At 69.6% G+C, this 12,799-nt stretch carries 12 protein-coding genes; 2 read left to right on the forward strand and 10 right to left on the reverse strand.

Annotated elements, in window-relative coordinates; genetic code table 11:
- Positions 1-36 precede the first annotated feature (36 nt).
- Positions 37-1,122, forward strand: coding sequence for a magnesium/cobalt transporter CorA (gene corA, locus ELY19_RS01350; RefSeq protein ID WP_126194597.1), 1,086 nt, complete (start codon positions 37-39; stop codon positions 1,120-1,122).
- Positions 1,123-1,198: 76 nt separating this feature from the next.
- Here the strand turns inward: corA and ELY19_RS01355 are convergent, their stop codons facing one another.
- Positions 1,199-1,795, reverse strand: a complete 597-nt coding sequence (locus ELY19_RS01355) for a suppressor of fused domain protein (protein WP_126194598.1) — start codon at positions 1,793-1,795, stop codon at positions 1,199-1,201.
- An 11-nt stretch (positions 1,796-1,806) separates the two neighbouring features.
- Complete coding sequence (locus ELY19_RS01360) at positions 1,807-2,832, reverse strand: LacI family DNA-binding transcriptional regulator (protein WP_227967257.1); 1,026 nt, start codon at positions 2,830-2,832, stop codon at positions 1,807-1,809.
- Between the two features lie 144 nt (positions 2,833-2,976).
- Between ELY19_RS01360 and ELY19_RS01365 the strand changes: the two genes are divergently transcribed.
- On the forward strand, positions 2,977-4,626 hold the full coding sequence (locus tag ELY19_RS01365) for a glycoside hydrolase family 13 protein (RefSeq protein WP_126194600.1): 1,650 nt from the start codon (positions 2,977-2,979) through the stop codon (positions 4,624-4,626).
- Between the two features lie 76 nt (positions 4,627-4,702).
- Here the strand turns inward: ELY19_RS01365 and ELY19_RS01370 are convergent, their stop codons facing one another.
- The 8 genes from ELY19_RS01370 to ELY19_RS01405 all read right to left on the reverse strand — a co-directional run bounded on the left by ELY19_RS01370 (position 4,703) and on the right by ELY19_RS01405 (position 12,714).
- The gene (locus tag ELY19_RS01370) at positions 4,703-5,569 is read right to left on the reverse strand and encodes a chromosome partitioning protein ParB (RefSeq protein ID WP_126194601.1); all 867 of its coding nucleotides are present in this window, start codon (positions 5,567-5,569) and stop codon (positions 4,703-4,705) included.
- Positions 5,559-6,233 (reverse strand): metallophosphoesterase family protein, encoded by a 675-nt coding sequence (locus tag ELY19_RS01375; RefSeq protein WP_126194602.1) that lies wholly within the window; start codon positions 6,231-6,233, stop codon positions 5,559-5,561. Before ELY19_RS01375 ends, ELY19_RS01370 begins: the two co-directional genes overlap by 11 nt.
- 7 nt (positions 6,234-6,240) lie before the next feature.
- On the reverse strand, positions 6,241-7,422 hold the full coding sequence (locus tag ELY19_RS01380; RefSeq protein WP_126194603.1) for an ABC transporter ATP-binding protein: 1,182 nt from the start codon (positions 7,420-7,422) through the stop codon (positions 6,241-6,243).
- A 29-nt stretch (positions 7,423-7,451) separates the two neighbouring features.
- Positions 7,452-8,285: a carbohydrate ABC transporter permease gene (locus tag ELY19_RS01385; RefSeq protein WP_126198634.1), complete on the reverse strand. Its 834-nt coding sequence runs from the start codon at positions 8,283-8,285 to the stop codon at positions 7,452-7,454.
- Between the two features lie 10 nt (positions 8,286-8,295).
- A complete protein-coding gene (locus ELY19_RS01390) occupies positions 8,296-9,237 on the reverse strand; it encodes a carbohydrate ABC transporter permease (RefSeq protein WP_269462562.1) in 942 nt (313 codons plus the stop codon).
- The gene (locus ELY19_RS01395) at positions 9,234-10,589 is read right to left on the reverse strand and encodes an extracellular solute-binding protein (protein WP_227967112.1); all 1,356 of its coding nucleotides are present in this window, start codon (positions 10,587-10,589) and stop codon (positions 9,234-9,236) included. Before ELY19_RS01395 ends, ELY19_RS01390 begins: the two co-directional genes overlap by 4 nt.
- A gap of 220 nt (positions 10,590-10,809) precedes the next feature.
- Positions 10,810-11,577 (reverse strand): TetR/AcrR family transcriptional regulator, encoded by a 768-nt coding sequence (locus ELY19_RS01400; protein WP_126194604.1) that lies wholly within the window; start codon positions 11,575-11,577, stop codon positions 10,810-10,812.
- A gap of 135 nt (positions 11,578-11,712) precedes the next feature.
- Positions 11,713-12,714: an AurF N-oxygenase family protein gene (locus ELY19_RS01405; RefSeq protein ID WP_126194605.1), complete on the reverse strand. Its 1,002-nt coding sequence runs from the start codon at positions 12,712-12,714 to the stop codon at positions 11,713-11,715.
- Positions 12,715-12,799: the final 85 nt, after the last annotated feature.

The raw sequence follows: 12,799 nt of genomic DNA on the forward strand, positions 1-12,799 counted from the left end.
CGGCCGGGCCGCCTGGGCCGGTCTACTATCTCGACCATGCCCTCCCTGCCGTCCATGCCCCGGCCCGGCGCCGGCCGCCGCGAGGTCCGCGAGGCGGACGTGCCGCGCGTCCCCGTGCCCGTGGCGCGCGCCGTCGTCGATTGCGGCGTCTACGTCGACGGGGTGCGTCTCCCCGGCCGGTTCAGTTACGTCGAGGCGATCGAGGAGGTCCGGCGCCGCGGCGAGGGCTACGTCTGGGTGGGTCTGCTCGATCCGGACCAGCACCAGATGGACGAGGTGGCCCGCGTGTTCGGGCTGCACCCGCTGACCGTCGAGGACACGCTGGTCACGCACACGCGCCCCAAGGTCGACCGGTTCGACGACACGCTGTTCCTCATCCTCAAGACCGTGAACTACGTGGGGCACGACCGCACGGATCCGATGGCCCGCATCGTCGAGACCGGTGAGGTGATGGTCCTCGTCGGCCCGGACCACGTGATCACCGTCCGGCACGGCGACCACGGCAGCCTGCGCCGCGTGCGCCGCAACCTGGAGGCCAATCCCGAGCTGCTCAAGCTCGGGCCGTCGGCGGTCATGCACGCCGTCGCCGACCACGTGGTCGACTCGTACGTCGCCGTCTCGGACCTGCTCGAGGACGACATCGACCGGGTCGAGGAGGACGTCTTCCGGGCGGGCGCGCGGACCCAGGTGGACGAGATCTACCAGCTCAAGCGCGACATCGTGGAGCTGCGCCGCGGCATCCACCCGCTCTCGCACGCGCTCAAGCGGCTGACGTGCGACTTCGGCGACATCATCCCGCAGGAGATCCAGCGCTACTTCTCCGACGTCCTCGACCACCAGGCGATGGTCGCCGATCACGTGGAGACCTACAACGACGTGTTGAGCTCGCTCATCGACGCGGCCGTCGCGAAGATCGGAATGCAGCAGAACGAGGACATGCGCAAGATGTCCGCGATCATCGGCCTGGTCGCCGTGCCCACGATGATCGCCGGCATCTACGGCATGAACTTCGACAACATGCCGGAACTGCACTGGCAGTACGGCTACTTCATCGTGCTGGCGATCATGCTCGTGGCCTGTCTCGGCCTGTTCGTGGTGTTCCGCAGGATCAAGTGGTTGTGACGCTCACGATGTCGGTTTCTGCGGCTGTGGACGTGCCCTCACGCACGCGGACGCCCGCAGGTGTCGACATCGTGAACTAGACCTCGTGGGCGGCGGGCCGTCCCGGGTCCGCGGGGTCGATGCCCGCCTCCGCCCACGCCTCGCGCAGCGCCGCCGCGCCCTTGAGCCGTATCCACGCCGCCTCGTTCGCGGTGATCGGGTCGGCGCGCAGGAACCGCACCGGTTCTCCGTCGGCCCGCTCGAGGTCCGGCACCGCGGAATCCCGCAGCAGTACCGCGGTGAATGGCGCCCCGGCCCACAGCGGGGCGCTCAGATCGACGAGCGCATCGGGGGCGAGGACCAGCCCTTCGACGGCGGGCGTGGCGGCGAGAACGGCGAGCGAGCGGTGCACCCCGTCGAGCGCCGCACCCGGTCCGGAGGTCGCGGGGCGCAGCTCCAGCACGACCTCCGCGCGCGGTCCGTCCTCGCCGGTGACCAGCGCGTTGGGGTCCGTCATCGCATGGCGGCTGCAGCCGACGCTCGCGAACGCGACGAGCTGCTCACCGACCCAGCGCTGGATCGTCATGGGTTCGAGGCCGAGGAACGTGACCGACGCCGAGGCGGGCGGCGCGAAGCCGCGTCCCGCGTAGTGCTCGGCGAGGTGGGACCGGACGGCGTCGACGACGGAAGTCACGAGCGCCGAGTCTATCGAAGGCCGGCGCCCGGAAGCGTCGGCCGCGGAGCCGCGGTGCTGCCGCGGTCGAGCAGGACCGGCTCGCTGAGGCTCTGCAGTTCGGCCGCGGGCTCGCCCGCCACCCGGCGCAGGAGGAACCTGATCGCGCGGCGCGCCATGGCCGTGTGGTCGGGGCCGATGCTGGTCAGCCGGGGGCGGGTCAGCTCCCCGGTCTCGGTCCCCGCGAACACGGTGACCACCGAGAGTTCCTGCGGAATACGGACTCCGGCCGCGGCGGCGGCCGAGATCATGCCCAGCCCGGCGGGCTCGTTGCAGAGGAGCACGGCCGTCGCGGGACCGGCGGCGATGCCCGCGTAGGCGTCCCAACCACCGGCGAAGGTGGCCGCCGTGGGGACGACGCGGGCGCGGGCGCCGTGCCTGCGGACCGCCGCGGCCACGGCGGCCGATGAGCGCACGGCGAACCCCGGAGCGCGGGCGCGGTCCACCGCCGGCCCGGTGAGGACGGCGAGCTCGCGGTGCCCCTTCCCCGTGAGGTGCGCGACCGCCTCCTCCGCGGCGGCGTCGAAGTCCGCGTCGCAGAACGCCGTTCCCTCGACGTCGTCGGTCCGGCCGACCAGGACGAACGGAACGCCCGCCGCACGGAGGTAGTCGACGCGCGCGTCCGCGGTGTAGACCTCCATCACCGCGAAGCCGTCCACGAGCCCCTGGCGGACGGTCTCCCGCACCGGGTCCGCGTCGTCGGCGGGTCCCGGGAGCAGCATCAGGTGCGAACCGAGGGCGCGGGCCTCGTCCGCGGCGGCGGTGACGTAGCCCGCGGTGTCCACCCCCTGGCCGAGCGCCTCCGTCGTCAGCAGCAGCCCGAGCAGGCCGGTGCGTGTGCCGGCGAGCGCCCGGGCCAGCACGTTGGGCGCGTAGTCGAGCGCCTCCATGGCGGCGAGGACCCGTTCGCGGGTTTCCGCGGAGATCGGGCGGGCGCCGCTCAGCACGTAGGAGACGGTGCTGCGTGAGACGCCCGCGAGGCGCGCGACGTCGGCCATGGTCGCCACAGCTGCACCTCCCCTCGCCGCCGTCGGTCGGACGGCGAAACACCGCGTCCGATCCTACGGATCCGCTACGCTCGTGGGACGTCATCGACGCGCGTCGACGATCGGTCGGCGGGAGAAGCCTTCGAAGGGAGTGTTGTGGTTCTCAAGGACCTCGGAACGGCCGACTGGTGGCGCCAGGCGGTGGTGTACCAGATCTACCCGCGCAGCTTCGCCGATTCCAACGGCGACGGGATCGGCGACCTGCCCGGCATCACCTCGCGCGTGCCGTACCTGCGTGATCTCGGCATCGATGCGGTGTGGCTCAGCCCGTTCTACCCCTCCGAGCTCGCCGACGGCGGCTACGACGTGGCCGACTACCGCGACGTCGACCCGCGCCTGGGCACGCTGGACGACTTCGACGCGATGAGCGCGGCGCTGCACGAGGCCGGCATCAAGCTGATCGTCGACATCGTCCCCAACCACACCTCCGACCAGCACGAGTGGTTCCAGGCGGCGCTGGCCGCGGGGCGCGGCTCCGACGAGCGGGACCGCTACCACTTCTTCGAGGGCAGGGGCGAGAACGGTGACGAGCCGCCCAACGATTGGCAGTCCAACTTCGGCGGTCCTGCCTGGGACCGCGTGACGGAGCCCGACGGCAGTCCCGGGCAGTGGTATCTGCACATGTTCGCGCCCGAGCAGCCCGACCTGAACTGGGAGCGCGACGACGTCCGCGCGGACTTCGAGCGGACGCTGCGGTTCTGGTCCGACCGCGGAGTCGACGGCTTCCGCATCGACGTCGCCCACTACCTGCGCAAGGACATGAGCGAACCGTTCGCCGCGTGGCACGAGATCGGCAACGGCGAACTCACGGTCCACCCGGACCATCCGTTCTCGGACCGCGACGAGGTCCACGAGATCTACCGCGCCTGGCGCGCCGTCTTCGACGAGTACGACCCGCCGCGCACCGCGGTGGCAGAGGCCTGGGTGCACAAGTCCCGACTGCCCGCCTACGCCAGCCCCGACGGGCTCGGCCAGGCCTTCAACTTCGACCTCCTGGTGTCGGAGTTCGATGCCCACGAGTTCAAGGACGTCATCGACGAGAATCTCAGCCGCTCCGCCGAGACCGGCTCGTCGAGTACGTGGGTGCTCTCGAACCACGACGTGACCCGGCACGCGACGCGCTACGGCCTGCCGGCCGGTCTCGGCCACCACGCCGCGGCGTGGACGCTCGCCGGCGGATCGCACGACGAGGTGGACACCGAGCTGGGAGAGCGACGCGCCCGCGCCGCAACGATGCTGCTCTTCGCGCTTCCCGGCTCCACCTACGTCTACCAGGGCGAGGAACTCGGCCTGCACGAGGTGGGCGACGTGCCCGCCGAGTCCCGTCAGGACCCGACGTTCTTCCGAACCGAGGGCAAGGAGGTCGGCCGCGACGGCTGCCGCGTCCCCCTCCCCTGGGCCGCCACCGGCTCCTCGTACGGTTTCGGGTCCGACGGTGCGCACCTTCCGCAGCCCGCGTGGTTCGCCGACTACGCGGTCTCGGTCGAGGACGGGGACCCGGCGTCCACCCTGAACCTGTACCGGCGGGCGCTGGCGCTGCGCGGCGACCTGCAGAGCGCGGAGACCCTGACCTGGATCCCGCACCCGTCCGCCTCGGTGCTCGCCTTCGAGCGGCCCGGTGGCTGGCGGTCGTACACGAACTTCGGTTCCGAGCCCGTCGAACTGCCCGACGGCGAGATCCTTCTCGCCAGTACACCGTTCGACGGCGACCGGCTGCCGGGGGCGACGACCGTCTGGATGCGCTGAGCCGTCCGGCGCACAGCGAGGCGGGGCCGGTGACGCACGACGCGCCACCGGTCCCGCGCGCGAGGACGGTCGCCGCCTAGAAGAACCTGCCGGGCTGCCAGCCCGGGTTCTGCGCGGAGACCTCGTGGATGATCTCCGGCGTCCAGACGTGCTTGCGGACCAGCCGGTAGCGCTCGCACGCCACGAACAGGTAGACCTCGGCGTCGGTGGAGGACTGCATGATCCCGGCGGCCCGTGCCATCTCGATCACGGGCGCGAACTCCTCCTCGTACCAGCGGCGCGCGACCACGTCGCGGGAGAGGTACTCCCCCGCCTCCTGGATCAGCCGGAAGCCCCAGGCCTCCACCGATTCCGCGAGCACCGAGTAGTCCCAGGCGTTGGTGAACCGGATCCGCTCCCGCGCGGCGCCCTCCAGCGGCACCCGCTCGAGGAACAGCCGGCGGTGGTCCTTGAGCAGCAGGTCCGAGCGGACCGCGATGCCGCCGGAGCCGATGCGGGTGACCACCTCGGTGACGTCGGCGTCGATGGTGCTGAAGCCGCGGGCGAAGGCGATGGACACGCGGTGGTGGCCGTCGACGACGAAGTACATGTCGCCCACTTTCTTCAGCTCGACCGGCGGCATGGCCTCGCCGCGGCGCTGGGCCGCGGCCAGCCGCTGCCATCGGGCGCGCAGCGCGGGCGAGCGGGGCCGGAAGTAGCGGTCGAAGTCGCGGGTGCGGTCGACGCTGCCGACGATCCGCGCGACGGGCACCACCTGGAGCCCCAGCGGCCGTTCCGAGACGAAACCCAGCGCGGAGACGACCTCGTCGTACGGCAGCACCTCGTTGACGTCGCCGGGCTGGCCGCGCACCCACGACGCGAGGCGTGCGATGTTGGCGCGCCGCCGCGAACGTTCGAAGTCGGTGCGGGCGTCCTCGTCGGGGAATCCGGTGTCACGCGCCACGTCGCCGCTCCCTCACGCGGTAGTCCCCCGGGCTGCCGGGGGTGATCTCGAAATAGGTGTACCCGACGGTGTTGAGCACGGGCACACCGTCGATCTCGTGGTCCGGACCGGGCCGCCCGAACGGGTGCACGTGCCCGTGCACGAACACCTGGGGGCGGAGCCGCGCGACCAGGCGTCCGAGCGCGGCGAGGCCGCGGTGCGGCCCGTCCTCGCCGTCCCCCACGCCCTGCGCGGGTGAGTGCGCCAGCACCACGTCGACGGTACGCCGCCGCGCCGCGAGCCGCACCCGCCACGTCCGCCGGGCCGCCTGCGCCTGCGTCCACTGGTTCGGGCCCCCGTTGTACCGGATCGATCCGCCCAGGCCGGCCACCGTGAGGCCCCCGACGGTGACCACTCGGCCGTCGGCGTTGATCCCGCCGCGGGGGCCGGGCGGCTCGCACGGCACGCCGCCGCGCACGAATCCGCCGCGGGTGCGCCGGTACCCGGAGTGGTCCGGATCGTGGTTGCCGGGCACGAAGACGCAGGGCACGCCGTAGCGGTCGACGAGCGATTCGAGGTACGCGCCGTTCAGGTCGCCCGCCCCGAGGATCAGGTCGGGCCGCAGCGTCGACGAGGCGAGGGCGAGCCCCGGGACCTCCTCGTCGCTGACCGCGAGCACCCGCACGGCGGGCCTACAGGGCCAGGTTGCGACCGGTCGCGGCGTCGAAGACGGCGATCTTGGTGGGGTCGTAGTACAGGTCGACTTCGGCGCCGCGGGCGGCGCCCGAGTCGGCGGACAGGCGGGCGACGATTTCGTCGACGCCGGCGGGCGGCGGCAGTTGTTGTCCGGCGTTGAGGTCGCCGAGGACGTCGGTGCGGGCGTCGTCGGCGGGGACGGCGAAGTGGACGTACTTGTCCGAGCCCATCGATTCGAGGACATCGACGCGGGCGCGGAAGGTCAGGCCGCCGACACGCTGGTTGGGGTCGAGCAGGCGGGCGTCCTCGAAGTGTTCGGGGCGGATACCGACGACCACGTCACCGGTTTTGTTGCCCGCGGCGGCGGCCTTGTCGGCGAGCTGCGGCGCGTCGAGCAGCAGGATCTCACCGAGCGCGGTGTCGATACCGACGGAGGTGAGGCGGCCGGGCACGAAGTTCATCGCCGGCGAGCCGATGAAACCGGCGACGAACAGGTTGTTCGGGCGGTCGTAGAGTTCCTGCGGGGCGCCGATCTGCTGCACATCACCGCTTTTGAGCACCACCACGCGGTCGCCGAGGGTCATGGCCTCGGTCTGATCGTGCGTCACGTACACCATGGTGGTGCCCAGGCGTTTCTGCAGCCGGGAGACCTCGGTGCGCATCTGCACCCGCAGCTTCGCGTCCAGGTTCGACAGCGGCTCGTCCATGAGGAACGCCTTGGGGCTGCGGACGATCGCCCGGCCCATCGCCACACGCTGACGCTGGCCGCCCGACAGCTGGCTCGGGCGGCGGTCGAGGTGCTGCGTCAGGTCCAGCGTGCGGGCGGCGTCCTCGACCTTCGCGGTGATCTCGTCCTTGCCGAGCTTCGCCAGCTTGAGCGGGAAGGCGATGTTCTCCCGCACCGTCATATGCGGATACAGCGCATACGACTGGAAGACCATCGCGATGTCGCGGTCCTTCGGGGCGCGTTCGTTGACCCGCTCACCACCGATCCGCAGCTCACCGGCGGAGATGTCCTCCAACCCGGCGATCATGTTCAGCGTGGTGGACTTACCGCACCCCGACGGGCCCACCAAGATCACGAACTCGCCGTCGGCGATCTCCAGATTGATGTCACTGACGGCGGTCGAGCCGTCGGGGTAGGTCTTCTTGACGTGGTCCAGGACGATGTCGGCCATGGTGTTAGCTCCCCTTGTACTTTCCGGCGTCAGCCCTTGACCGCACCGGAGGTCAGTCCGGCGACGATCCGTCGTTGGAAGATCAGGACGAAAATGATGATCGGAATGGTGATGATGACCGCCGCAGCGGCGATGGACCCGGTCGGCTCCTCGAACTGCGAGCTACCGGTGAAGTTCACGATCGCGACCGGCGCGGTGATCGACCGCTCCGTCGCCGTCAGCGACACACCGAACAGCAGGTCGTTCCACGCCGCGATGAACACCAGGATCGCGGCGGTCACCACACCCGGCACCGCCAACGGCGCGATCACCTGACGAAACGCCTGCGCCGGCGTCGCACCATCCATCTTGGCCGCCTTCTCCAGCTCCCACGGGATCTCCCGGAAGAACGCCGACAACGTGTACACGCACAACGGCAACGCGAACGTCACGTTCGGCAGGATCAGACCCGGCCAGGTATCGAACAACCCCACCGCCCGCTCGATGTTGAACAACGGCGTGATCAGCGAAATCTGCGGGAACATCGCGATCAGCAGCGCCGCGCCGATGAACAACTTCTTCCCCGGAAAACTCAACCGCGCCACCGCGTACGCGGCGAACATCCCGATGATCACCGCGATCACCGTCGAGATCAACGCCACCCCGATCGAATTGATCAACGGGCGCACGAAGCCGCTGCCCTCGAAGATCGACGTGTAATTGTCCATCGTCACACTCTTCGGGACGAAATTCCCGTCCGTCACCGTCGCCGGCGACTTCAGCGACAGCGACACGATCCACAACACCGGGATCAGCGCGTAACACACGACCAACAGGTCGATCACACTCCAGGCGACCTTGCGCCCCGCAGTACTCGTAGCCATGACCGCGCCCCTACCTCTGGTCCTGATCCGAGCCCGGCACCGCGGTCCCGAACGCCTTGACGAAGATGAAAGCGATGATCGCCACACAGATGAAAATCAGCACCGAAATCGCCGACCCCACACCCAGGTTGAACGCCTTGAACAGATTGTCGTAACCGAGGATCGACACCGACCCCGTCCCATTCGCACCCTTCGTCAACACGTAAATGTTGTCGAAGATCCGGAACGCATCCAGCGTGCGGAACAACAACGCCACCAAGATCGCCGGCTTCATCAACGGAATGATGATCCTCGTCAACCGGGTCCACGGGCCCGCACCATCCATCGCCGCCGCCTTGAGCAGATCATCCGGCACCAACGCCAAACCCGACAACAACAGCAACGCCATGAACGGCGTCGTCTTCCACACCTCGGCCAAGACGATGATGAACAACGACGGGATCTGCTCCGTCAACGGCGCGCTGCCGTCCGGCAACAAATTCGCCAGATACCCCGTCCCCGGCGTCCACGCATAGAACCACGAGAACGACGCCGCCACCGTCACGATGCCGTACGGGATCAGCACCACCGTCCGCACCAAGCCCCGGCCGACGATCGTCCGATGCATCACCAACGCGATCGCCAAACCCAACACGAACTCGATCACCACCGAGACGACAGTGATGAACGACGTCACCCCCAACGCCTGCCACCAATACGAATCCTGCAACACCGTGCCGTAATTACCCAGCCCGATGAACTCATCCTGCCCCGGCGCCGCCAACGACGACTTATGCAAACTCAACCAGAACGCGTACACGATCGGATACGCCGTCACCAACAACATCACCAACGCCGCCGGCGCGATGAGCATCAGGCCCAGCTTGCGTTCCTCGCGCTGCCCTTGGGACAGCGCCGCCTTCTCCTCCGCGGGCGCGGGCGCGGTGCCCCCGTTCGTCGTCGCAGTCGTCACGGGACCAGCCCCTTCTGATCGATCGCCTTCGTGGCGGCGGTGACCAACTCGTCGACGAGCGTGTTCGGATCCCACGAGCCGACCGGGCTCAGCTTCGCCTGCAGCAGCGTGGACATCGCCTGGTACACCGGCGTCACCGGGCGTACCGAGGAGGTGTTCTCCTGCAACTGGTCCCGAATGAGCTTCGCCATCGGGTAGACGGCCAGGTACTCCGGGTCGTCGTAGAGCGACGGGAGGACGGGCGGCGTGCCCGCGTCGAGGCCGTACGCCTTCTCCGACTCCTCGTTGGTCAGGCACTCGATCGCCTTCCACGCCTGCTCCTGGTGGACCGACGTGGGCGAGACCGCGTAGTTGCCGCCGCCCATCGTCGGGCGGGCCGGCACGCCCGGCGCGACCTGCGGGAACGGCGCGAAATCGAACTTCTTGCGGATGACCTCGTTCATCTTCTTGAGCTGGTCGTTCGTCGGCTTCTTCACGTCGGCCGCGAACTTCGTCATCTCCGGCAGGAAGGGCACCGAGCCGGCGGCCGAGTTCTGCTGAATGGCCGACAGGACGAACGGCCAGTTCACCTCGAACAGCGCGTCGCCGCGCTCCATGCCGAGCCGGATCTCCGTCTCCATCGTCTGCGTGAAACTGGGATCACGGCCGGGGGCCGTCGCGACCGACTTCATGGTCTGCAGCGCCTTCACCGCGGCCTCGCGGTTCTTGCCCTCGCCGAGCACGACCTGCTTGCCGGTCTCGTCGACGATCCTGCCGCCCTCGCTCGCGAGGAGCGAGTTGAACCACACCGTGAGGCCCTCGTACTGGGCGGCGGTCACGCCGATCTGCGTGGGCCCGCCCTGCGCGCCGGACTTCGCCGACAGCTCGAGCATCTGGCTCCACGTCAGCTTCGGCGGCGAGTTGACGGGCTTGCCGGTGATCTTGGCGAGGACGTCCTTGCGGTACCAGAGCAGCTGCGTGTTGGTCCACGCCGGGATGGCGTACATCTCGCCGTCGAACATGCCGGTCTTCAGCGGACCCGCGAGCACGCGCTTCTTCGTGCGTTCGGCGAGGTCCGAGGGCACCTTCACCGCCCAGCCCGCCTGCGCGAACTCGGCGGTCCACGTCACGTCGAGCCCCAGGACGTCCAGGGTCTTGTCACCGCCGGTCACGCGCCGCGCCAGCTGCAGGCGGGCGTCGTCGGCCGATTTCGGCAGCGAGTATCCGACCACCTTGTACTCGTCGGTCGAGCACTTCTCCGCGGCCCGCGCCACGGTGGGTGCACTGTCGGCACCCACGTACACACTGATGGTGATGCCGCTCGAGTCGGTCCCGCACCCCGCCAACAGGGTGGCGGCCATCGTCGTGGTCACTCCGACCGCGCCGAACCGGGCCGCCCGGCTCCTACGCGTTCGACTGGTTCTGCCCGCCACGCGCCGCTCCTATCCCCGCTACCGACCGGAAGCGTCGATTCGAAAAGCTAGTCGACGCGGCCGGTGAGATGAACCACATTCGGGATAATCGTGCCAGACCGATGTGCCGGAGCCCGGATGTACCTGTGTTTGCTTCCGGGTGTGCGTCCCTACCGCGTCGTCACCCGCGCCCGGAAGTCGCTGCGGGCGTGGCCCCGTCGGACACCAGCCCCTCGAGGAAGGGCGTCAGCTCCGCGTCCGGATCGACGCGCACCCCGAGGGTGCGCGCGGCACCGTCGAGCACGAACCACGTGACGTCCGTGAGCGACTCGACCACCTCCGCGCGCGAGCGCCCCCGGACGGCGGCCTCGCCGCGCACCCAGCTGGTGAGCGTGCCCTCGACCATGGTGAACACCACGAAGGGCACGCCGTCGAAGGCGGACGGGTCGAGCCCGGTGAGTGCCGCGAGACCGTCGATCGTCTGCTCGGCGCGCGCCACCACGCGGTGCCGGAGTTCGCCGATCGCGTCGGGCGCCACGGGCACGTCGTCGGGCCCGCTCGCGGCGTCGGTGGGGCCGGCGCGCAGCAGGTCGACGAGCCGCGGATTGTCCTCCATCCAGGCGGCGGCGCTGGCGATCGAGCGCCGCAGGATCTCGCGCAGCGAGCCGGTGGAGACGTCGAGATCGGCCTCGAGCTCCGCGGCGAACTGATCGACCACGTAGCCCCGGAGGCCCCGCGCCAAGTCGTCCTTGCTCTTGAACTGGCGGTAGACCACCGACTTCACGAGTCCGGCGCGTTCGGCGATGCGGCGCACCGGGATCGCGGCACCCGGCTCGGACTCCTCGACGAGCTCGGCGGCCGCGCGCAGGATGAGCTCGCGACGCTGGGAGTTGTGGGCGCGCCAGCGCAGCTCGTAGCCGCTCTCGGGCTCGTCGTGCGCGGTCGCCATACTCGGCGATCCTACGCCCGCGCGCATCCGCCGCACCGCCCCACCGGCGCGCGGCCCGCACCTCGAGTGCCCCGGACGCCGCGGGTCACCCGGACGCCGCGGCCCGCGCGGGATGCCGCGGCCGCCGGGTCGCGCTCAGGCGGCGAGCTGCGCGGGTCGGGTGGGCTCGCCGCGGTACCGCGCCTTGTGCCCGTCGATCCTGAGCAGACGCCACATGAGCCTGCCCACCGGGGTCATGAGGCCCAGGTCGTCGGCGAGGGCGCGCATCTCGGCGAAGTAGTCGTTGAGAAGGGCGCGCGCCGTCGGGCCGCGCCAGAAGGCCTCCCGCTTGACCTCCCGCGGCACGTCGAACCGCTCGAAGAACTCCTTCGGCGGGGTGAAGATCTCCCCCACCAGCCAGCGCATCGCGAGCGGGAAGGCGAACGCGCAGAGCCGCTTCTGCCGCTTCGTCATGTCCTGGAGGTGGGCGTGCAGGAACTCGTGCGCGAAGGAGATGTGGCGAGCCTCCTCGGCCACGTGGATCTCCATGGTGCGCAGCACCAGCGGCGGGACCTGTCCCCCGTGGCGCATGATCGCCTTCTGGTAGTGGTCGATCGGCTCCTCGCCGCCGAGGATGCCCATGAACAGGATCACGTGGGCGTAGCCGCCGAGCACGCCGATCATCGGCGAGGCACGCCGGAACCACTTCCGCATGCCGGGCACGTCGACGTCGATGCGGTTGACCAGCTCCTGGAACATCTGGATGTGGTTGCACTCCTCGGTCATCTCGTGGAGCGAGTAGCGGAACTCCGGAGACCGGTTCGGGAGCTTCATGATGTACTGCATCATCCCGCGGATCAGGATGGATTCGAAGGCGGCGCCCACCTTGATGGTGTTCGCCAGCCGCCACTTGCCGATCTCGATCCGCTTCTCCAGGGGCAGATCGCGATACCACTGCGTCGCGCCGAGCGAGTCGAGCGTCGGCGGCAGGACCCAGCGGGGGTCGTTCGGGTCGAGCGCGAGCTCGGGCGCGTCCCACGCGATGTCGAGGAACGGGTCGAATCGGCGATGCACCGAGCCCTCCGACAGGTCTTCCAGCACGTCGCGGTAGCCCTGGTCCAGCTCGCGCCGGCTCACGCGCCCCACAATGTCCGCCATGAGAGTCCTCCTTGTGATCGCTATCACTTCGGAATTTAGCAGGACATCGCGACCCGGTAAATAGTTCGGCGAGAATTCCGAGATC

This window comes from Tsukamurella paurometabola (assembly GCF_900631615.1).
Taxonomy (GTDB): domain Bacteria; phylum Actinomycetota; class Actinomycetes; order Mycobacteriales; family Mycobacteriaceae; genus Tsukamurella; species Tsukamurella paurometabola_A.